General features: G+C 75.1%; 19 protein-coding genes. 7 read left to right on the top strand and 12 right to left on the bottom strand.

Annotation, left to right across the window (positions count from 1 at the left end; translation table 11 throughout):
• The first annotated feature begins 17 nt into the window (after positions 1-17).
• Both ACYP53_RS18000 and ACYP53_RS17995 read left to right on the top strand, forming a co-directional pair.
• Positions 18-1,688 carry a thiopeptide-type bacteriocin biosynthesis protein gene (locus ACYP53_RS18000; RefSeq protein WP_459648057.1) on the top strand — a complete coding sequence of 557 codons (1,671 nt, stop codon included), beginning with the start codon at positions 18-20 and terminating at the stop codon, positions 1,686-1,688.
• Between the two features lie 66 nt (positions 1,689-1,754).
• Positions 1,755-2,528: a GNAT family N-acetyltransferase gene (locus tag ACYP53_RS17995; RefSeq protein ID WP_189922697.1), complete on the top strand. Its 774-nt coding sequence runs from the start codon at positions 1,755-1,757 to the stop codon at positions 2,526-2,528.
• Positions 2,529-2,611: 83 nt separating this feature from the next.
• Here the strand turns inward: ACYP53_RS17995 and ACYP53_RS17990 are convergent, their stop codons facing one another.
• Both ACYP53_RS17990 and ACYP53_RS17985 read right to left on the bottom strand, forming a co-directional pair.
• Positions 2,612-3,355, bottom strand: coding sequence for an SOS response-associated peptidase (locus ACYP53_RS17990; protein WP_459648056.1), 744 nt, complete (start codon positions 3,353-3,355; stop codon positions 2,612-2,614).
• 93 nt (positions 3,356-3,448) lie between these two features.
• A complete protein-coding gene (locus ACYP53_RS17985; RefSeq protein ID WP_189922701.1) occupies positions 3,449-4,192 on the bottom strand; it encodes an AraC family transcriptional regulator in 744 nt (247 codons plus the stop codon).
• Between the two features lie 54 nt (positions 4,193-4,246).
• Between ACYP53_RS17985 and ACYP53_RS17980 the strand changes: the two genes are divergently transcribed.
• Positions 4,247-5,500 carry an MFS transporter gene (locus ACYP53_RS17980; protein WP_459648055.1) on the top strand — a complete coding sequence of 418 codons (1,254 nt, stop codon included), beginning with the start codon at positions 4,247-4,249 and terminating at the stop codon, positions 5,498-5,500.
• Here ACYP53_RS17980 and ACYP53_RS17975 read toward each other — a convergent pair.
• Positions 5,490-6,338, bottom strand: coding sequence for a PaaX family transcriptional regulator C-terminal domain-containing protein (locus ACYP53_RS17975; RefSeq protein ID WP_459648054.1), 849 nt, complete (start codon positions 6,336-6,338; stop codon positions 5,490-5,492). The genes ACYP53_RS17980 and ACYP53_RS17975 overlap by 11 nt on opposite strands.
• A gap of 75 nt (positions 6,339-6,413) precedes the next feature.
• Between ACYP53_RS17975 and ACYP53_RS17970 the strand changes: the two genes are divergently transcribed.
• Both ACYP53_RS17970 and ACYP53_RS17965 read left to right on the top strand, forming a co-directional pair.
• A complete protein-coding gene (locus ACYP53_RS17970; protein ID WP_459648053.1) occupies positions 6,414-7,481 on the top strand; it encodes an alpha/beta hydrolase family protein in 1,068 nt (355 codons plus the stop codon).
• A complete protein-coding gene (locus tag ACYP53_RS17965) occupies positions 7,478-8,674 on the top strand; it encodes a saccharopine dehydrogenase family protein (protein ID WP_459648052.1) in 1,197 nt (398 codons plus the stop codon). Before ACYP53_RS17970 ends, ACYP53_RS17965 begins: the two co-directional genes overlap by 4 nt.
• Before the next feature lie 39 nt (positions 8,675-8,713).
• Here ACYP53_RS17965 and sigJ read toward each other — a convergent pair whose 3' ends face one another.
• A complete protein-coding gene (gene sigJ / locus ACYP53_RS17960; protein ID WP_459648051.1) occupies positions 8,714-9,730 on the bottom strand; it encodes an RNA polymerase sigma factor SigJ in 1,017 nt (338 codons plus the stop codon).
• 91 nt (positions 9,731-9,821) lie between these two features.
• Here sigJ and ACYP53_RS17955 point away from each other — a divergent pair, with 91 nt between their 5' ends.
• Complete coding sequence (locus ACYP53_RS17955) at positions 9,822-10,271, top strand: hypothetical protein (RefSeq protein ID WP_459648050.1); 450 nt, start codon at positions 9,822-9,824, stop codon at positions 10,269-10,271.
• 7 nt (positions 10,272-10,278) lie between these two features.
• On the opposite strand, the gene ACYP53_RS17950 is transcribed toward ACYP53_RS17955, so the two are convergent.
• From ACYP53_RS17950 to ACYP53_RS17930, 5 genes are all read right to left on the bottom strand, one after another.
• Positions 10,279-12,351, bottom strand: coding sequence for an alpha-galactosidase (locus ACYP53_RS17950; protein ID WP_459648049.1), 2,073 nt, complete (start codon positions 12,349-12,351; stop codon positions 10,279-10,281).
• Positions 12,352-12,499: 148 nt separating this feature from the next.
• Positions 12,500-14,890 (bottom strand): RICIN domain-containing protein, encoded by a 2,391-nt coding sequence (locus ACYP53_RS17945; protein ID WP_459648048.1) that lies wholly within the window; start codon positions 14,888-14,890, stop codon positions 12,500-12,502.
• A gap of 240 nt (positions 14,891-15,130) precedes the next feature.
• Positions 15,131-15,715 (bottom strand): rhodanese-like domain-containing protein, encoded by a 585-nt coding sequence (locus ACYP53_RS17940; protein WP_459648047.1) that lies wholly within the window; start codon positions 15,713-15,715, stop codon positions 15,131-15,133.
• A gap of 54 nt (positions 15,716-15,769) precedes the next feature.
• Positions 15,770-16,531 carry a sulfite exporter TauE/SafE family protein gene (locus ACYP53_RS17935; protein WP_459648046.1) on the bottom strand — a complete coding sequence of 254 codons (762 nt, stop codon included), beginning with the start codon at positions 16,529-16,531 and terminating at the stop codon, positions 15,770-15,772.
• Positions 16,528-16,956 carry a rhodanese-like domain-containing protein gene (locus tag ACYP53_RS17930; RefSeq protein WP_459648045.1) on the bottom strand — a complete coding sequence of 143 codons (429 nt, stop codon included), beginning with the start codon at positions 16,954-16,956 and terminating at the stop codon, positions 16,528-16,530. Before ACYP53_RS17930 ends, ACYP53_RS17935 begins: the two co-directional genes overlap by 4 nt.
• Before the next feature lie 308 nt (positions 16,957-17,264).
• Here ACYP53_RS17930 and ACYP53_RS17925 point away from each other — a divergent pair, with 308 nt between their 5' ends.
• Complete coding sequence (locus ACYP53_RS17925) at positions 17,265-18,650, top strand: MBL fold metallo-hydrolase (RefSeq protein ID WP_459648044.1); 1,386 nt, start codon at positions 17,265-17,267, stop codon at positions 18,648-18,650.
• Between the two features lie 284 nt (positions 18,651-18,934).
• On the opposite strand, the gene uppS is transcribed toward ACYP53_RS17925, so the two are convergent.
• The 3 genes from uppS to ACYP53_RS17910 form a co-directional block, all read right to left on the bottom strand.
• The gene (uppS, locus tag ACYP53_RS17920) at positions 18,935-19,711 is read right to left on the bottom strand and encodes a polyprenyl diphosphate synthase (RefSeq protein ID WP_459648043.1); all 777 of its coding nucleotides are present in this window, start codon (positions 19,709-19,711) and stop codon (positions 18,935-18,937) included.
• 66 nt (positions 19,712-19,777) lie between these two features.
• A complete protein-coding gene (locus tag ACYP53_RS17915) occupies positions 19,778-20,566 on the bottom strand; it encodes a hypothetical protein (protein WP_459648042.1) in 789 nt (262 codons plus the stop codon).
• The gene (locus ACYP53_RS17910; RefSeq protein ID WP_459648041.1) at positions 20,563-20,862 is read right to left on the bottom strand and encodes a PadR family transcriptional regulator; all 300 of its coding nucleotides are present in this window, start codon (positions 20,860-20,862) and stop codon (positions 20,563-20,565) included. The genes ACYP53_RS17915 and ACYP53_RS17910 overlap by 4 nt, the downstream gene beginning before the upstream one ends.
• Positions 20,863-20,934: the final 72 nt, after the last annotated feature.

Here is a 20,934-nt window from a genome sequence, read left to right as displayed (position 1 = left end):
CGACGACCATGCAGGACATGAGCACCACGAAGGACCCGGCGCAGCCGCGGGCCGCCCGCTGGCGCAGCCTCCACCTCGCGCTGCCGCTGCCCGCCCACGAGGCCGACGCCTTCCTCACCGCCGACCTCGCCCCGCTGCTGGACGAACTCGCCGACACCGACTGGTTCTTCATCCGCTACGGCGAGGGCGGCCCCCATCTGCGGATCCGCCTGCGCACCCCGGGCCCGCCGCCCGCCGAGCGCGCCGCCGACCTCACCACCGGCCTCGCCACCGACCTCACCCGGCTCGCCGCCCGCCGCACCCCGCTCGACGGCCCCTGGACGCCCACGCACGGCGAGGTCACGGAGGTGCCGTACCAGCCGGAGACCGAGCGCTACGGCGGCCCGGCGCTGCTGCCGATCGCCGAGGAGGTGTTCACCCACTCCACCCGCACCGCCGTCCAGGCCCTGCGGGCCCTCGAAGCGGCCCCCGGGTCCCGGCTGCCGCTCGCCCTCGACCTCGCGCACACCACCGCGTCCGCCCTCGGCCTCGACGAGCTCGCGGCTTCGCGCTGGCTGCGCCGGCACGCCGCCTCCTGGCGCTGGGTCACCGAGTTCCGGGCGCTGCCCGGCGCCGCCGTGCACACCCGGGTCAACACGGTGTTCGCCCGGCAGCGGCAGGCCCTGGCCGGGCGGGCCCGGGCGCTGCGCGCGGCGCTGGACGCGGGCACGGCCGCGCCCTGGCTGGGGGAGTGGGCCGCACGGGTCGCCGACGCCGACGCCAGGATGCGGGCCGTCGCACCTCCGGAGGCAGCGGACCGCCTCCTCTGGGTCTGGGCCTCCCAGCTGCACATGCTGTTCAACCGGCTCGGCGTCGGCCCCGACGAGGAACGGGCGGTCTGCCGCCTCGCCGCCCGGACCCTGCTGGAGACCGCGCAGCCGTTCACCTTCTTCCCCACCGACCACCACGCCCCGGACCACCAGTACCTGGAACGCAGCAAGTTCCAGATCGGCCGCACCGAGGACAGCACCCTGCGCGACCTGCCGCCCGCCCCGGCCCCGCGGCCGCAGCCCGGCGACATCCTGCTGCCCGGCGCGCCCCTGCCGGCCGTCACCCTCGCCGAGGCCCTGCACACCCGCCGCTCCACCCGGGGCCCGCTGACCGGCCCGCTGACGGCCGCCACCCTCGGCGGGCTGCTGTGGTCCGCGTACGCCCCGGGCGAGGGCACCGGCCACCGCCCGTACCCCAGCGCGGGCGCCCTGCACACCGTCCGGCTGCGCCTGGTCGCCCTCGCCGTGGACGGCCTGCCGGCCGGCACCTACCAGTGCCTCCCGGTCCACCGCAGCCTGCGCCCGATCGGCCCGGCGCCCGCCCTCGACGACCTCAAGGCCCTCTCCTCCTACACCGCCCGCCCGGCGGCCGACCCGGCCGCGATCGGCATCGACGACGCCCCCGCCGTCCTCGCCGTCTACCTCGACCTGGCCCACCTGCGCCGCCGCTACGGCCTGCGCGCCCTGCGCCTGGGCCTCCTGGAAGCCGGCCACCTCACCCAGAACCTCCTCCTCACCTCCGCCGCCCACGGCCTCGGCACCACCCCCCTCGGCGGCCTCCAGGACGACCTCGCCCACGAACTCCTCGGCCTGGACGACCTCGAGGAGCCGATCCAGTACCTGCTACCGCTGGGGAGGCCGAGCACCCTCACCCCGTGAATCACGGCACCGCCCGGCTGACCGCCAACTACGGTGTACGGCAAGGGAACCCGTAGAGTGCCGGGCATGACGGATGACGTGGTGCGGCGGATCAACGACTTCCTGGCCGGGTTCGCCCGTCGGCGCGCCGAGCGCACGGTCGAACTCCCGGGCGGGTTCGCGGTGTTCGACGACCGCTTCGCGGGCTCCTGGTCGAACAACCAGGTCTTCGTCGACCGTGCCGACGCCGACCCGGCCGCCCTGCCGGGCCTCGTCGACGAGGTGATGGGCGACCGGCCGTTCCGCGTGGTGTCCGTGCTGGACGGCGAGTTCGGCGACGCCTGCGTCGAGCCCTTCGAGCGGGCCGGTTACCGGCACAGCACCTACCTGGTGATGCTGCACACCGGCCCGGTCCCCGCCGCCGCCGACGGCCGCACCGTCGAGGAGGTGGATCTGGAGGCGCTCCGGCCGCCGCTCGCGGCGAGCTGGCGCACGGCCCTCCCGCAGGCCGACGAGGAGGTGGTCCGCCTGCTGGTCGACCGGCGCGTGGCCACCCTCCGCGGCGCCGAACACGTCCACTTCCTCGGCGCCCGGGCGGAGAACGGCGAGGTCGCCGCCTGGACGGACCTCTACCTCGAACCCGCCGCCGGGACCGCCCAGATCGAGGACCTGATGACCGCCGAGGACCACCGCCGCCAAGGCCACGCCGACGCCGTCCTCGCCGCCGCCCTGCACCGCGCTGCGGCCGCCGACTGCGGCACCCGCTTCCTGATCGCCGAGTCCGACGACTGGCCGCGCACCTGGTACGCCCGCCGGGGCTTCGAGGTCATCGCGCACTCCCACGGCTTCGAGCGCACCTGAGCCGGGCGCCGAGGCGTCCTTAACGGTCCGCAGTCTTTCCGCCGTCTCGCCTTCGTCTCGCCTCCGTCTCCCGGAACGGTCGGTCAGTCCGCGAGGCCCAGGGGGTCGGGGGCGGTGTCGAGGAGTTCGGGGCCGTTGTTGCGGACGCTGTTGACGGTGGTGGGGACGGCGCGGACGCGCAGGTCGCCGTCGGCGGGGCGGCGGAGGAGGTGGTGGAGTTCGGCGGGGTCGGTGTGGGCGGGGGAGAGCCAGCCGGGGAGGTCGTCGGGGGCGATGGTGAGGGGCATCCGGTCGTGGACGCGGCCGGCGCTGTCGGTGGCGTCGGTGGTGATGACGGTGGCGGTGGCCAGCCAGGCGAGCGGGTCGTCGTCGGCGCGGGTGCGGTCGCGCCAGAACTCGTAGAGGCCGGCCATCAGCATCACGCCGCCGGTGCTGAGGAAGTACGGCTGCTTGTACGCCTTGCGGTCGGCGGTGGCGGGGACCTCGCGCCACTCGAAGTAGCCGTCGGCGGGGATGACGCAGCGGCGGGCGGTGAAGGCCTTGCGGAAGGCGGGCTTGGTGTCGACGGTCTCCGAGCGGGCGTTGATCATGCGGGCGCCGCCGGACGGGTCCTTCGACCAGGAGGGGACGAGGCCCCAGCGCAGCGGGCGCAGGTGGCGCAGCAGCTCGCCGGTGTCCCGGTCGACGCGTTCCAGGACGGCCGGCACCGGGTCGGTGGGGGCGACGTTCCAGCTCGGCGCGAAGGTCTCGGCCGGGTCCCAGCGGAGCTCTCCGAGCAGCGAGACGAGGTCCTGGGGCGTGGTGGTGGAGACGAAGCGGCCGCACATGCCCCCCAGCCTGCCACCAGGGACGGACAACCGGGCCGCGACCGGGCCGCGCCCCTGTCACGACCGGCCCGCGACCGGCCGCACCCCGCCGGTTCAGGGCGGTGCCTGCCCGCCCGGGGTGTGGCCGAAGGTGCGGCGGAAGACGTCGATGAAGGCGCTGGCGGAGGCCCAGCCGCAGCGGTGGGCGACGGCCGTGACCGGCAGCCCCTCGGCGAGCAGCACCAGGGCGTGGTGGAGCCGCAGCTGGGTGCGCCACTGGGGGAAGGTCATGCCGAGGTCGGCGCGGAAGAGCCGGGAGAGGGTGCGGTCGCTGGCGCCGACGGCGCGGCCGAGCTCGGCGAGCGTACGGCGGTCGGCGGGGTCGGCCGTCAGCAGGGTGCACGCGGCGCGGAGCACGGGCGCGGTGGCGGCGGGCAGGTGGAGCGGTTGCTGGGGCGAGGCGCGCAGCTGGTCGAGCAGGACGGCGCGCAGCCGGGCGCGTTCGGGGCCGCGGTCGTCGGGGGTGCGGGTGTAGGCGACGATCAGTTCGCGCAGCAGCGGGCCGACGGCGAGGACGGTCGGCCGGTCGAGGGCCAGCGGGTTCTCGGTGGCGGGCAGGCCGACGAGGTGGAGTTCGAGTGCGCCGTGGGCCTGGTGGGCGTGGACGGTGCCGGCCGGGATCCAGATGGCGCGGTTGCCGGGGGCGACCCAGGAGCCGGCGTCGGTGGTGATGGCGAGGACCCCGCGGGCGGCGTAGGCGATCTGGTGGTCGTCGTGCCGGTGCGCGTCGATCCCGCCGCCGGGCGGCAGGAGTTGGGCGCGGGTCGGGGCGACGGGGTCATGGCGGATGTTCGGCATCGCCTGGCAGATTATCGGAAGTCCGACAGGGGGTGTGGCCCCGAGCATGGCGGCATGCCGAAACGTACGCACGACAACCGCTCGATCCTCCTGCTCTCGCTCGGGCACTCCTGCGTGGACGTCTACCAGGGCGCGGTGGCGGCCCTGGTGCCGTTCTTCGCAGCCGAGCGCCACTACGGCTACGCCGCCGTGTCCGGTGTGGTGCTCGCCGCCTCGCTGCTGTCCTCGGTGGCGCAGCCGCTGTTCGGGGCGCTCACCGACCGCCGTCCGCTGCCCTGGCTGCTGCCGGTCAGCACGCTGCTGGGCGGGGCGGGCATCGCGCTGAGCGGGGTGAGCGGCTCGTACGGGCTGACGCTCGCCTTCGTGGCGCTGTCCGGGGTCGGGGTGGCGGCCTACCACCCGGAGTCGGCGCGGGTGGCGCGGCTGGCGGCGCGGCGGGCGTCCGGCGGGCGGGGCGGCCACCGGGGCATGGCTTGGTTCTCGCTGGGCGGCAACCTGGGCTTCGCGGCGGCCCCGCTGCTGGTCGCCGCCGTGGTCGGCACCGGCGGGCTGCGGCTGACCCCGCTGCTGGCGCTGCCGGCGCTGGCCGGTACGGCGCTGTGCCTGCCGGTGCTGCGCGAGCTGGAGCGGCGGCGCGCGTCCGGCGCCGGGCCGACGCCGCCCGCGGTCGCGGACGACCGGGCGTCCTTCCTGAAACTGTCGCTGGCCGTCGTGTGCCGGTCGATCGCCTTCGTCGGGCTGAGCACCTTCCTCTCGCTGTTCGTCACCCAGCGCCTGGGCGGCGGTGCGGCGACGGGTACGGCGGCGCTGGTGGTGCTGTACGCGGGCGGCGCGGTGGGATCGGTGCTGGGCGGCGCGCTGGCGGACCGGTGGGGGCGGGTCGCGGTGGCCCGCTGGTCGTACCTGGTGGCGGCGGTCGCGGTGGCCGGGGTGCTGCTGGTGCCCGGGCCGGCGCTGTACCTGTGCGTGGCGCTGACCTCGGCGGGGCTGTACGTGCCGTTCTCCCTGCAGGTCACCCTGGGGCAGGACTACCTTCCGTCCCGGATCGGCACGGCGAGCGGGATCACCCTCGGGCTGACGGTGAGCATCGGCGGCCTGGCGGGCCCGCTGATCGGTGGGCTCGCGGACGCGACCTCGCTGCGGACGGCGCTGCTGCCGCTGGTGCTGATGCCGGTGCTGAGCTGGGCGCTGTTCCGGACGCTGCCGGAGCCGGTGGCGCCGGAGGAGCCGGAGCCGGTGATGCCAGAGCAGGTGGCGCCGGAGGAGCCGGAGCCGGCGGCACACGAGGCGGCGCCGGTCAGGCCGTGACCGCCGCGACGACCTCCGCGTAGGTGTCGAACAGCCGTGGCGCGCCCGGCCTGGGGTCGGCGAGCAGCAGCGCCCAGCAGCGGGCGACCAGCTCGCGGGCCCCGGTGCCGGGCCACGGCTGCGGCAGCAGCTCCGGGGGGAGCAGCGGGTCGGGTTCCACGGCCTCGGTGAAGGCGGCGGCGAGCTCCACGGCGAGGGTGAGGAGTTCGGCGTCGCCGAGGCCGCCCTCGGTCAGCCGGGCCAGGCGGTCGGCGGCGGTCCCGGCGAGGCGGCGGTGGCCTTCGGCGACCTCGTCCAGCGGCCACCAGAGGCGGGCCAGCTCCTGCGGGTCGTCGGTGTCGCCGCTCCGCAGGTCGGTGGTGCTGAGGAGGGTGAGGTTGCCGAGGACCCCCAGCGGTTCGGCCGCCGCCCGGACGTCGGGCTCCCAGGGGTGCGGTGAGACGTAGAGGCCGTTCTGCACGGGGGCGCCGCCGATCCGCAGCAGGGCTTCGCGCAGAGCGTCGCGGGCGGCGCGGTCGCGCTCGGGGACGGCGAAGCCGGCCAGGTGCCAGACGCCGTCCCAGGGGGCCTGGCCGCGGTCCTGGGCGTACATGAACGCGAGGTGGTCGAGATCCGGTTCCATCGCCCGGGTGGTCGCGGCGGTGGCGCGCAGCAGGGCCCGGCGGCCGCGGCCCTCCTGGACGAAGCGGCCGTCGGCGGTGAGGCGTCTGACGGTCAGCCGGACCTGCTGGTCGGTCATGCCGAGGTGGCCGGCCACGGCGTAGAGGTCGCCGCAGTCGACCGTGCCGTCGGTGCGGACCAGCGCGTCCACCAGTACCCGGGTCGGGATCTCCTGCATGACGATCATCATAGTGCGTTCATCTCTGATACGGTCGTTTTCGAAACGATCGATTTTAGGGTGAACGATATGGGGATGTTGGGCAGACACCGGTGGCTCTGGGGGTCGCTGCTGTCCGTGGTGCTGCTGGTAGCCGGCGCCGGCGGCTGGGTCGTGTACCAGAACGAGTACGACCTCACGGAGGAACGGGTCACCATCACCGGCGGCAAGCAGCCGCTCCAGGGCGTCCTGGCCCGCCCCACCGGAGGCCGCGGCCCGTACGGACTGGTCGTCTTCGTCCACGGGGACGGGCCCACCGACGCCACCCACGACACCTTCTACCGGCCGATCTGGGAGGCCATGGCCGCGGCCGGCTACGCGACGCTCTCCTGGGACAAACCCGGCGTCAACCACGCCCCCGGCAACTGGCTGGACCAGAGCATCCAGGACCGCGCCGACGAGACCGTCGCCGCCATCGCCTGGGCCAGGACCCAGCCCGGCATCGACCCGACCCGGATCGGCCTGTGGGGCGCCAGCCAGGCCGGCTGGGTGATGCCCAAGGCCGCCCGGCAGTCCCCGGACGTGACGTTCGTGATCGCCGTCGCCCCCGCGCTCAACTGGCTCCGGCAGGGCCGCTACAACCTGCTCGCCGAACTCCGGGCCCGGCACGCCTCGCCCGAGGAGACCGCGGCCGCCGTCGCCCGCAGCGACCGCAACCTCGCCGCCCTCCAGGCCTCCGGGACCTTCGAGCAGTACCGGGCCGCCGGCGGCGACACCGACGGCCTCACCCCGGAGCGCTGGGCCTTCGACAAGCGCAACCACCGCTCCGACGCCACCGAGGACCTCACCGCCCTCCGGGTGCCGGTCCAGCTCGTCCTGGGCGGCCAGGACGTCAACGTCGACAGCGACGAGACCGAGGCCGGCTACCGACGCCTCCTCACCGCCCCAGGGCAGCTCACGGTGGAGCGCTTCCAGGACGCCACCCACAACATCGTGCCCAAGGACGTCGAGGACTCCGAGCTCAGGAGCACCTTCCTCGCGATCGCCGCACCCCGCTCGCTCTTCACCCCCGGCTACCTCGACGGCATGCGGCGGTTCCTGACCTCGCTGGACCGGCAGGACCATCAGGACCGCCAGGACCAGCAGGACCACCGGAAGGGATGACGACGATGAAGGTGCTCGCCCTCGGCGGAGCGGGCGCGACGGGCCGGGTCGCCGCCCGCGTCGCCGCCGCGCTCCCCGGCGTCCGTGAACTCGTGATCGCCGACCGCGACCTGCCCGCCGCCCGCCGCACGGCCGCCGCGCTCGCCACGACCACGGCCGTCCCGGTCCGGGCACTGGGGGTGGACGTCACCGACGGCACGGCCCTGGACACCGCCCTCGCGGACGCCGACCTCGTGCTGAACACCGTCGGCCCGTACTACCGCTTCGGCCTCGACGTGCTGCGCGCCGCGATCCGCGCCCGCACCGACTACCTGGACATCTGCGACGACTGGGAGCCCACCGTCGCGATGCTGGGACTGGACGACGAGGCCCGCGCCGCCGGGGTCCGCGCCGTGATCGGCATGGGCGCCAGCCCCGGCGTCAGCAACCTGCTCGCCGCCCGCGCCGCCGCCCGCCTCGACACCCTGACCGACCTGTACACCGCCTGGCCGGTCGACGTCGGCCCCGAGGCCGGCAGCCTGTCGGCCGACACCACCCTCCGCGACCCGGGCGGCGCCGTCTCGGCCGCCGCCGTGCACTGGATGCAGCAGATCAGCGGCACCGTCGCGGTGGTCGAGGCGGGGCGGATCGTCCGGCGGCCCCCGCTGCGCCCCGTCACCCTCGACCTGCCCGGCGGCCACCGGGGCACGGCGTACACCGTCGGCCACCCCGAACCGGTCACTCTGCACCGCAGCCTGCGGCCCGCCGGCGCGGCCGCCAACCTGATGGTGGTCCGGGCCGGCACCGCCGCCTACCTCGACGTGCTGCGCGAGGACCTCGACGCCGGGCGGCTCGGCAACGAGGCCGCCGCCACCGACCTCGACCGCCCCACGCTGCGCCGCACCCTGCGCGCCGCCCTCCGAACCCCGCGGCTGCGCGGCCCGGGCACCCTCCCGCCCTTCTTCGCCGCCGCCACCGGGACGCGGGACGGCCGTCCGGCGGCGGCGCTGGCACGCCTCGCCGGCGCGGACGGGCTGCTGGCGGACATGGCCGAGGCGACCGGCGTGCCCGCCGGGCTGGCGCTGGCCCAACTGCTGGACGGGACGGTCGGGTCGGCGGGAGTGCACCCGCCCGAGGTGGCGATCGACGCCGAGCGGTTCTTCCGCGACCTGGCGCGGGAGCGCCCGGGGGTGGAGGTGGTGGAGGAGCTGTAGCGGGCGCCGCAGCCCAGGAGCGGCGCGTCAGTCACCGCCTCAGCCCGGGAGCGGACCGTCCTCCGCCCACGGGCGCAGCTTCTCCGGGTTGCGGACCGCCCAGATGTGGGTGATGCGCTCGCCGTCCACGCCGAACGCCGCCACGGTCGCGGTGACCCCGGCGTACCGGGCGACCAGACCGGGGCGGCCGTTGACGGTCCGTTCGAGGAGGGTGAGCCCGGGGGCCTTCTCGGCGAAGTGGACCAGGTACTGGGCGATCCGCTCCGCGCCCACGACCGGGCGCAGGGCGGCGCCGACCGTCCCGCCGCCGTCGGCGGTCATCGAGGCGTCGGGGGCGAGCAGGTCGACCAGCGCAGCGATGTCCCTGGCCTCCCAGGCCTCCTTGAAGTGCCGCACCAGACCGGCCTGTCCGGCCCGGGGCGCGGTCGGGGCCTGCGCGGCGCGCACCCGGCGGCGCGCCGAGGTGGCCAGCTGCCGGCAGGCCGCCGGGGTCCGGCCGACGATCTCGGCGACCTCCGGGAAGGGGTAGCGGAAGACGTCGTGCAGGATGAACGCCACCCGCTCGGCCGGCGTCATCGCCTCCAGGACGACGAGGAAGGCCATGTTCACCGACTCGTCCAGGGTGACCTGGTCGGCGGGGTCGGCCGGCTGCGCCCCGCCGCCGCCCGTCCCGCCGATCCACTCCGTACGGTCCGGCAGCGGCTCGGGGATCCACTCGCCGACGTACCGCTCGCGCCGGGCCCGGGCCGACCCGAGCAGGTCCAGGCAGACCCGGGTGGCCACCGTGGTCAGCCACGCGCCGGGCGACAGCACGGCCGCCCGCTGCCCCGGCGTCATCGCGTACCAGCGGGCGTACGTCTCCTGCACGGCGTCCTCGGCCTCGGCGAGCGAGCCGAGCAGCCGGTAGGACAGGTTGATCAGCTGCCGCCGCTCGCCGACGACCACGCTCAGGTCGGGCTCGGACCGGTCCTGCCCCGGCTCGGAGCGCTCGTGCCCTGTTTCGGACCGGTCGTACCCCGGCTCGGACGAGGCGCTCGGGGTGCTCGGGGTGCTCATGGAACTTCGCCTCACACTTCGCGGGCCTGTGTCGTCGGACGATCGGGACACTATCGATCAACCGCCGCGAGGCAGAAGAGGGGACCGGATCATGGCCATCGGAGCGACGGCGGGCACGGCCAATGGCACGACGGGCACGACGACGGCGGACACCACCGCGGGGCCGCGCACCCGCACCTTCCTGCGGGTCGCCGTGGCCCTGCAGACCGCGACCGTCTTCCTCCAGGCGGTCAGCGCGGGCCTGCTGCTGTCCACCTCCTACGGCGAGACGCTGCACGGCGTCGGCGCGCGGGTGATGTACGGCGCCTCGATGCTGTACGTGCTCGCCGCCGTCCTGGCCTGGCGCCCGGGCGGCGGATCGCCCCGGCCGATCCTGCACGCGACCGGCTTCCTGGTGCTCGCCTCGGCGCAGGTGGTCCTGGGCGTCGCGCACGTCCCGGCGGTGCACGTCCCGCTGGGCGTGCTGATCTTCGGGCTGAGCGTGGCGGCCCTGGTCCGGACGCCGGCCGCCCGCGCAGTGCGGCGGTCCGACGCCCGGTAGCGCTCGCTCAGGAGGTGAGGGTCCAACTCCGCCCGGCGGGCGGGTCGGTGGTGACCGGTGTGCCCGGCGTGGCGGTCGCGGTGCCGAGGTCGAGACCGGTGGCGACGTTGGTGACGGTCAGGGCGCCGGTGGCCGGGTCCTGCCGCACCTTCCACTCCTGCCACGGGTTGCCGGGGGCGAGGTCGAGCAGGTAGGCGCTGTCGCCGGCGGAGGCCCCGGCCGAGAGCACGGTGTGGCGGTGGGTCGCGGTGTCGCAGCCGTCGGTGATCCGGACGGTGCCGTCCGGGTTGCCGGTGAACGTCCACCGCTGCGCCGGGTCCCCGCCGCGCGGGGCTTCCAGGTCCGTGGTCGAGGTGAGCGGCGAGGTGCAGGATCCGGTCAGGCTCAGGGCCAGGCCGCCGGTGGTGAGGCCGTGGTACCGGCCGTCGTCGACCACGCCCGTCGCCCCGCCGGCCGGCTGCGCGGCGAGCCGGTAGAGGGCTGCCCCGTGCGGGGGTAGCGTGGAGCCGAGCGGGCCGGTGACGGTCGAACTCGCGCCAGTCCACAGCTCTTTGGCGCGGTAGCCGGTGCCGGTGCCGGTGCCGGTGAGCCCGAGTTCGGCGAGGCTGGTGCCGACCGTCCGGGCCGTCGTCGGGTCCTGGTTGACCAGCAGGACGGCGGTGTCGCCGCCGGACAGCCGCCGCTTGAGCACGACCGGTGCCCGCCCGTCGGCCGGCTTGGCACCGACCAGGGTGGCGGGCTCGGCCAGGCCGTCCTGGTCGACGGCGATCACCTCGCGGTTCTTCAGGATCGCGAGGCTCTCGGCGCTGATCCCGGTGGACCAGGTGTAGCCGTCGGCGCTGTGCCGGGACTGCTCGGCGGTGCGCAGGTCGGCGCCGGAGATCAGCGGTGCGGCGAGCATGGCGAGGACCGAGGTCTCGGTCCGGGACTCGTCGTCGGTGAAGGGCTTGTGGCAGGGGCAGGTGTCGGTGGTGCCGTACAGGCCGTAGACGTCCTGCCAGCCGGTGAACATCATGTCCAGGTCGTTCCAGCTGCCCGGGCGGACGTTGCCCGGGTAGCGCAGCGCGGTCTGCAACTGCCCGTTCCAGAGCACCCCGTCGAGCTCGCTGTCCCGGTCCCCGCCGATCCGGCAGAGGTGGGCGACCTGGCCGCACCAGACGCCGGTGGGCGCGTAGCCGGGAGCCTGGAAGGGGGCGGTGCCGGCGGCCCGGACGACCGGGTCGGTGCGGGCCGGGTCGTCGGCGGCGAGCAGGTGCGGGACTCCGGTGTGGACGGGCTGGGCGGAGACGCTGAGCGTGACCTTGGGCCGGCCCTGCGCGGCGGAGGCGGCGTCCAGGGCGCGCTGGAAGGTCTGCACCCGGGTGTAGATCGAGCGGGTCAGCTCCTTTCCCTCGCCCTGGGTACCGTAGTCGTGCCCGTCCGGGCCGGTGACCGGCGGGCCGTACGGGCAGTCGTCGTACTTGACGAAGTCGACGCCCCAGGCGACGAAGTCGGCTGCGTCGGTGCTCTCGTGGCCGAGACTGCCGGGGTGCATCTGGCAGGTGAGGTAGGTGTCGGTGGCGTAGAGGCCGAACTTCATGCCCTTGCCGTGCGCGTACCGGGCGAGGTACTCGATGCCGTTGACGGTACGGCCGTTGACGGTCTGCGCGGGGAAGTGGTCGGGGCGCGGGACGAGGTGGCCGGAGGTCGGGTCGGTGCCGGTGCCGTCGCTGCCGCCGACCGGGTGCCCGGCGTCGTCGTGCAGCTGGAGGCCGCCGTCGGCGTTGCGGACCAGGTCGGTGCTCTGGCCGTCGCGGTGCCAGAGCGACCAGCCGTCGTCGATGGTGACGGTGTCGTAGCCGGCCGCGACCAGGCCGTTGGCGGCCATGAAGTCGATGGTCTGGACGACCTGTTCCTGGGTGACCTCGGTGCCGAGGGAGTTCCAGGAGTTCCAGCCCATCGGCGGGGTCAGGGCGTTGCCGTTGCCGAGCGCGGCGGCGGGGGCGGCCGCACCGAGGCCGGCGGCGGTGAGGCCGCCGGTGGCGAGGGCGAGTGAGAGCAGGGTGGCCGTGAGGCGGTGGGGGGTTCGGGTTCGGCGCATGCGCGCGCTCCTGGGGTGTGGGGGTGGGGGTGTGACTGACCGTCAGGAGGGACGGGGGCGAGGGGGAGCCGCGGCCGGCCGGGTGGGGCCGGCCGGCCGCGGGTGGTGCGGTGTGGGGGTAGGTGGCGCGGTGGTGCCGCGTGGGGGATCAGTCGGTGACGGCCGCGGTCGCGGTGCGGCCGGGGGCGAGGGTGACGGTGGCGTAGGTGTACGTGACGCCGTCGACCGTCCTGGTGCGGGCGTCGCGCGCCACGCCGTCGACGGTCAGCCGCGGGTGCTCACCTCGGAAGCGGGCCTCCCAAGTAAGCGCACCCGAGCCTGTGTTGGTGACGGTGCTGGAGCGCTCGCCGTCGTGGCGGACGGTCACCGTGCCGCCGCCGACCGGGATGGAGGCGACCTGCAGCCAGCCCATCGAGGCGGGCAGCCGGGAGGTGGTGGCGAGGGCGCCGGCGGCGGCGTCCGGCTCCACGCCGAGCAGGCCCTGGACGGTCTGGGCGAGCAGGGTGAACGGCACCTCGGGGTAGTCGCCGTTCAGCATCTGCCCGCTCGCGTGCCGCTCTCCGGCGCTCCGGTGGATGTACCGCATCCACTTCCAGGCGGTGGCGCCGTCCTGGTTGGCGAAGAAGGCGTCCGGCAGGTAGGTGTAGGCCTCCAGGTTGGCCGAGCGCTCCGGGCCGGAGTCGGCGGCGTCGATGGCGGCGAGGTAGCCGTCCCGGCGCGGGCCCGGGTCGAGCAGCTGCTTGACCGGCATCAGCACGCTCGCCTCGTAGCCCCAGCCGGCGACCGGCTGGCCGGCGGTGTCGTAGCCGTGCACGACCTCGCCGGGCCGCTGATCGTCCACGCTCCAGCGGGAGTTGACGTACGACCGCAGCGCTTCGGCGGCGCGCCGGTGGTCGGCGGCGGAGGCGGCGTCGCCCCGGGCCTCGGCCAGGGTGGCGGCGGCGAGGTAGGCCTGGTACTGGGCGCCGAGCGCGTCACCGGCCTCGGCGTAGGTGCCGGCGGCGTTCTCGGCGTAACTGGCGGTGCCGGCGAAGATGCTGCGGCTGGTGGCCTGCGGGATCGGCAGGCCGCCGTTGTCGACCGGGCCCGGGTGGCGGGTGATGAACGGGCCGAGGGTGTTGCGGACGTACGTGCCGAGGGCCGGGTCGTCGGCGTAGTCGCGGTCGCCGGTCCACCGGTAGGCCTCGCCGGCCTTCTGGACGAGCTCGAACGGCGCGGGCAGCTCGCGGACGAAGCGGTTCGGGCCGCGGTAGTCGATCGCACCGTACGACCGGGCGTCGAAGTTGAGTGCCCAGACCGGGTAGAGCCCGTTGGTCTCGGTGGCGGAGTCGGCGAAGCCGCGCAGCATGGTCTTGTTCTCGGCGTCCAGGCCGAGCAGGTGGGCGCCGACCAGCTGGTGGGCGAAGTCGCGGCTGTAGAAGGCGGACCGGAAGGGGTAGCCGGCCCAGTAGGTGGCGTCGTAGGTGGTGCTGCCGGTGCCGCCCGGGTGGTTCTCGTCCATGTCGAGCACGCCGGAGGTGCCGGCCTGCTGGACCCAGCTGTTGGCCTTGGTCTTGGCCCAGTCGAACAGGGCGACGACCTCGGGGTCGGAGGAGCTGGCGACCGGGTCGTTGGGCGCGGACGGGGCGACGGCGGCGTCGTCCACGTTGACCCAACCGGTGGGCGAGGACCCGATGGTGAGGACGACGCGGTCGCCGGGGGCGACCCGGACCCGGGGCAGGGTGTACTTGGCGTAGACGGGCTGCTCGGGGAGGGTGAGCGAGCGCACCACGGCGCCGTTGACGCTGACCGAGAAGGTGCCGCCGGCGCCGCCGGTCGCGATCCAGGCGGACAGGTCGTGGCTGCCGGCGGCGGTGGCGGTGGTCTGCCGGCTCACCGTGAAGCCGGTTCCGGCGTCGAGGTAGGCGAGGCGGGTGCCGCTGTGCGGGTTGTTGACGGCGATGCCGGTGTGCTCGGTGAGGGTCCAGCCGTCGGCGCCCTGCTCGAAGCCGGGGTTGGCGAGGACGAGGGGCTCGGTGCGGGTGAGCGTCCAGCGGTGGGCCGGCCGGGCGTCGCAGTGCCGGGGCGTCGGGGACCTGCCGTCGTCGGGGTCGGCGCTCAGACAGGCGTCCGAGCCGCGCGCGGCGAGGGTGTACGTGCCCTGCGGGGCGCGGGAGACGGTGAAGCGCTCGCCGCCGGGGGAGGTGCCGCAGTCGGCGGCGACGGGCGGGCGGCCCGGGCCGTCGAGGGTGAGGCAGCGGCCGCTCGCGGCGTTGACCAGCAGGTAGTCGCCGCCGGTGCGGCGCAACTGCCAGCGCTGACTGAGCAGTCGCTGGCAGTCCGCGCCGACGACCGGGGTGCCGGGGGCGGTCCGGGCGTACTGCGGGGCGAGGCAGCTGCCGTCGAGGGCGGAGCCGAGGACGTAGCTGCCGCCGTCCACCAGGGGCGCCCGGTCGAGGGGCTGGCCGTCCGCGAAGGCGGGGCCGCCGCCGAGGGCCTGGGCGGCGAGGACGGCCAGGAGCAGGAGACCGGACGGTAAGGCGCGGGTGCGGGGTGGCATGGCAGGTCCTCTTCCGGTCGGGGTGGTTGACTACCAGGGCGTTTGAACGTTCAAATCAGGTCGACAGGCTCGTCGCATGTGATGGGTGACATTTCACATGTTCAGACAAGCCGCGTCAACGGCCCGGGCGGCACTTCGTCACCCGGAACGGCGCTGACCCCTGCCCGACGGGGGTGGGCAGGGGTCGGCGCCGGTGGCCGGGCGGGCAGGGGCCGCCGTCGGCGATCGCGCGGCCGGGGTTCAGCGTCCGAGCGCGGCGAGCCGGTCGAGGGTGTCGAGGGTGTCGTCCAGAGTCGGGCCGCCCGGGCGGGGGCGGTTGTACGGCAGCTTGGCGAGCAGCGTGCCCATCGCACAGGTGTCGGACAGTGCGGAGAAGGCGAGCCCGGCGCCGACCGCCGCGGAGACCCGGCGGGCGCCCGGCAGAGCCAGGCCCGCCAGCAGTCCGGCGAGGACGAGCGAGCCCGCCACCAGCCGGACCTGGCGGTCCATCGCCCACACCGCGCGGGCGCCGGCGGCCTTCTCCAGCGGCTGCCCGGCACCGGACCAGGCGTTGGTGCCACCGGCCAGGGTGAGGGTGGCGATCCCCGCGTCGGCCAGCCGGCGGCAGGCGGTGTCGGCACGCGGCCCGGCGGCGCAGACGACCGCCAGGTCGCTCCGCTCGGCGGCGCCGCGCAGCGCGGGCAGGGCGTGGTCCAGCCGGTCGAGCGGGATGTTGAGCGCACCGGGGATGTGTCCGGCGGCGTACTCGCCGGGGGAGCGGACGTCGATGAGGGTGAGCTGCCCGAGGCGGGGCGTGAGCTGCTCGACGGTCAGCGGCGTGGTCATGGGGGGTCCTCTCGGGATAGGGGAATTGACGGGGGATCAGGTGCGTCCTGGCGGTCAGCCCAGGGAGGTGGCGAGCATCAGTGCCGCGACACCGAGCAGGGCGACGGCGAAGGCCTTGCGCAGGCTGCTCCCGCTGAGCTTGTCGGCGAGCCGCTTGCCGTCCCAGGCGCCGAGGATCGCGGCCCCGGTGAAGGGCGCGGCCACCGCCCAGTCGACGGCGCCGGCCGCGCCGAGGCGGGGCAGCAGGGCGGCGAGGGAGTTGGCGGCGATGACCAGCAGGCTGGTGCCGACGGCCTCCGCCATGGTGAAGGCGAGCACCGAGAGCAGGGCGGGGACGGCGAGGAAGCCGCCGCCGACGCCGAGCAGCCCGGTGACGGTGCCGAGCCCGGCCCCCGCTGCCGTGGAGAGCCCGGGCCCTGCGGCAGTCGCGCCCTTGGATGAGCCCTCGGGCGCGCTCCCGGCCGGCAGCAGCATCCGCCAGGCCGCGAGCGCCGCCAGCACCGCGAAGGCGACGGTCAGCAGCGCGCCCGGCAGGTGCGCGGACAACGCCCCGGCGACGGCCGCCATCGGCAGCCCGGCGGCCGCGAACAGCGCGCCCGTCCGCCAGCGCACCCGGCCCGCCCGGGCGTGGGTGAGCAGGCCGGTCAGCGAGGTCGCGGCGACGATCACCAGACTCGCCGTGGTGGCCAGCGCCGGGGTGAAGCCGAGCAGGTAGACCAGGGCGGGTACCGCGAGCATGCTCCCGCCCCCGCCGAGCGCGCCCAGCGCCAGCCCGACCACCGCACCGGCGACGAGCGCCAGCAGCAGCGCGGTCATCTGAGGTGCCCGGCGTCGCCGGTGGCCGGAAGCCCGGTGTGGCCACCAGGTGTGGTGGCCGGCAGCCCGTCCCGCGCCCAGCCGCCCATGCCGCCGACCACGTTCACCGCCTCGATGCCCCGCCGGGCGAGCAACTCCGCCGCGCGCCGGGAGCGGTTGCCGGAGCGGCAGATCGCGAGCACGGTCCGTCCCGCCGCCCCGGGCGGCAGCGGGGCGCCCGCAGCCAAGGCGATCAGTGGCTGGTGCAGCGCGCGGGGGGCGTGACCGGCGGCGAACTCGTCGGCCTCCCGCACGTCGAGCAGCACGGCGGCGCCGGTACGGGCGAGCTCCCACGCGTGGGTGGGGGCGGTCTGTCCGGGGGTGTCGCGTCCGGGAGGGTTCCATCCGGGGGCGATCCGCCCGGAGGCGTGCGGCAGCTGGGACAAGGGGGTCTCCAATGGTGCGGGCCGGACCGCACTCGGTCCGGCGGATCGGGGGTGCCATGGCCCGCCCGCACGGCCCGACGGGCCCGCTGCGTACGGCGGTGTCGGCGCTTCCTCGGCCCCGCCCGTACCTGCTCCGGTGGCGGCGGCCGATCCCCTCGCCGGCCACCATAGTACCCCCAGGGGTACTATCGAAATCGTTCGGAGATACCCCCTCCCGTATTTTCCGAGGTAGCCGTATGCTGGCAGAAATACCGAGGGGGGTATCAAGACCGCGCCGCGGCGCCCGACGCCGCCCAGGAGGGTTACCCGTGTACTTCGCCCAGTTCTACCTCGACTGCCTCTCCCAGGCGTCCTACCTGATCGCCGACGAGCGCACCGGCCGGGCCGTGATCGTCGACCCCCGCCGTGACGTGGACGAGTACCTCGCCGACGCCACGGCGCGCGGCCTGACCGTCGTCGGAGTCATCAACACCCACTTCCACGCCGACTTCCTGGCCGGCCACCTCGAACTGGCCGACCGCACCGGCGCCTGGATCGGCTACGGGCGCCGCGCGGAGACCGAGTACCCCATCCGCACGCTCGCCGACGGCGAGCGGATCGAACTCGGCGACGTCACCCTGCAGATCCTCGAAACCCCCGGCCACACACCCGAGTCGATCAGCATCCTGGTCTTCGAGCAGCCCGACGACACCGTCCCGTACGGCGTGCTCACCGGCGACGCGCTGTTCATCGGCGACGTCGGCCGCCCCGACCTGCTCGCCTCCACCGGCGTCACCGCCGCCGAACTCGGCGCCATGCTCTACGACAGCGTCCACCGCAAGCTCATGAGCCTGCCCGACGAGACCCTCGTCTTCCCCGCCCACGGCGCCGGCTCCGCCTGCGGCAAGAACCTCTCCACCGACCGCCGCTCCACCATCGGCGCGCAGCGACGGACCAACTACGCCTGCCGGCCCATGAACCAGGACACCTTCGTCCGCATCGTCACCGCCGGCCAGTCCGCCGCCCCCGCCTACTTCGGTCACGACGCCGCCCTCAACCGGCAGGACCGCCCGCTCCTCGACCGCACCAACGCCGCCCGCCCCCTGTGTCCCGAGGGCTTCAAGGAGGCCCACACCGCCGGCGCCGTCGTCCTCGACGCCCGCAACCCCCAGGACTTCGGCGCGGGACACCTCCGCGGCGCCGTCAACGTCCCCCTCGACGGCCGCTTCGCCGAACAGGCCGGCACCGTCCTCGCCCCCGACAGCGACATCGCGATCATCGCCCCCCAGGATCGCGAGGACGAGGTCATCACCCGCCTCGCCCGCATCGGCTTCGACCACATCGCCGGCTACCTGCGCAACCCCGACACCGCCCTGCCCGCCCTCGCCGACCACCTCACCCCCGCCAAACGCCTCACCGCCGACCAGCTCCGCACCGTCCTCGCCAGCGACCAGCCCCCCACCGTCCTCGACGTCCGAACCTGCGGCGAACGCGAAACCGGCACCATCGAAGGCTCCCTCCACATCCCCCTGACCGAACTCCCCACCCGCCTCGACGACATCCCTACCGACCACCCCCTCGTCGTCCACTGCGCCGGCGGCCACCGCTCCTCCATCGCCGCCAGCCTCCTGCGCCACCACGGCCACCCCGACGTCTCCGACCTCCTCGGCGGCTACACCGCCTGGCACACCCTCACCCACCCCACCCAGGACTGAACCCCGCCCGCCCCCGACCCGCGGGACGGGGGCGCTACCTTGAGGTTCCGAATCACGCGGCCGGGCCACCGACAGGCATGGCCGTGAGGGGCCGGACCGGTGCGCTTGCTTCCGGCCGACCGAGGTCTACGGGTCGGCCCCGTCCGCTGCCTGACCGCGCCCGCCACAGCCCCGAGGTCCCGTACGGCCCGCGGAGTGCGGGACCTCGGTCATCTCGGGTCCGGGGAATCGATCCGGGGGCCTGACCGGCGCCAACGGCGGTCGCCGCCCTGCGAGAGCCGGGCTCAGCTGCCGTATCGCCGTTGCCTGGCCGCGAAGCTGCGGACGGCGCGCAGGAAGTCGACCTCGCGGAAGGCGGGCCAGTGGGCCTCGCAGAAGTACAGCTCCGAGTAGGCGCTCTGCCACAGCAGGAAGTTGGAGAGCCGTTGTTCGCCGCTGGTGCGGATGACGAGGTCGGGGTCGGGTTGGCCGGCGGTGTACAGGTGCGGGGCGATGGCCTCGACGGTCAGGGCGTCGGCGGCCTCGGTCAGTGACGCGCCCGACTCGGCTCGCGCGTACATCAGGTCGCGCACGGCGTCGACGACCTCCTGGCGGCCGCCGTAGCCGACGGCCAGGGTGACGTGGGCGCCGGTGGTGCAGGTGCGGGTGGCCTCGACGGCCTCCTTGAGGGCGCGGGCGGTGCTGTCGGGCAGGGCGTCGGTCATTCCGGCGAGGTGGACCTGCCAGCGGGCGTCCGGGCGGGTGAGGCGATCGACGACCACCTGCTCGATCAGCCGCATCAGGTAGGCGACTTCGGTGTCACCGCGGCGCTGGAGGTTCTCGGTCGAGCAGACGAAGACGGTGATGTGCTTGATCCCCAGGACCTCGCACCAGGAGAGCACCTCCTCGACGTGTTCGGCGCCCGCCTTGTGGCCGAGGCTGGGGCTGGCCATGCCCATCTGCCGGGCCCAGCGGCGGTTGCCGTCCATGATCAGCCCGACGTGCCGGGGGAGCGGGCCCGCCGTGACCTCGCGGCGCAGGCGGCGGGTGTAGAGGGAGCGGAGCAGGTCGGGCACGGTCACCGTCCAAGTGGGATGGGGGCGGCCCGCCGGTTCGGGCGAGCCCTGGTCGAGCGGGTGTCGCGCGGCTCACCGGGCCGACGGCAGGTCGCGCAGGTCGCGCAGGGTGCCCGCGCACACCGCCGTCAGCAGGAGCAGGCCCAAGCCGATGGCGGCGCCGAGCGGGTGGAGTCCGGCACCGGCGACGGAGAGGCCGAGGATGGTCGCGCCGCCGGTGGCGCTGGCGGCGGCGAGGGTCCGGACGCCGGCGCGGAGGCGGCCGGTGCCGGGTGGCACGACGGTGTCCGCGCCGACGCCGGTGAAGATGCGGGGGATCTGGACCGCGCCGAGGCCGAGGGAGATCCACCAGGCGGCGAGCACGGCGGTGCGCAGGGTGGGCGGCGAGGCGTCCGCGTCGACGCCGCCGTGGACCAGGACGACCACGGCGGTGCCGAGGAGCGTCGGCACGGCGAGGCGGCGCAGCGCCCAGCCCAGCAGCGTGGTCGTGGCGCGCAGCGTGGGCCGGGGCCGGGGCGCGACCAGGGTGATGCCGAGCAGCAGCAGGGTGGTGCAGCCGTGCATGACCCCCTCTCGGAGGCCGTCGGCGGGCAGCGGGGCGGCCTGCTCGGCGGCCAGGTGGCTCAGGAACCAGGCGGTGAGGGCGACCGTGATGCCCATGGTGGCCACCCGCCGCTGGCGCTGTGCCGGGGAGTCGGCGGGCCAGTGGGCCGGGTGCAGCCACATGTCGACGATGCCCGCGACGAGGTTGGGCCAGGACTTCCAGCCCGCGCCCCGGGCCTCGTCCTCCACCATCGAACCCCAGCGTTCGCGGAAGGCTTCCGGGTAGAGCCTGACCAGGCTTCGGGTGACGACGCTCATGCCGGGTTCACCCCCAGGCGCCGCAGTCCGGCGTTGGCGACCCGGGCCATGGCGCGCAGTTCGCGTTCCAGGACCTCGCGGCCGTGGGGCGTGAGCTGGACCGGGCGCTGGCGGCCCTGCCCGTCGAGCGGCTCGATCAGCCGCTTCGTCTCCAGCCTGGCCAGCGCCCCGTAGAGGCTGCCGGGGCCCAGTCGCTCCCCGGTCAGCTCCTCGATCGCCGCGTTGATGGCGTATCCGTGCAGTGGCCCGTCGGCCAGCGCGCAGAGCACCAGGGTCTGGGCGTCGTTGGCTTGCATGTCGCTCCTCCCGATCTGACGGAGCACCATACTACGTGGTGCGAAGTACGTGCCACGTACTACGCGATGTGT

It is taken from the genome of Kitasatospora sp. Ki12 (genome assembly GCF_054601375.1).
Note: the sequence above shows the minus strand (reverse complement) of the source record. Positions and strands in the feature narration are given on the sequence as shown.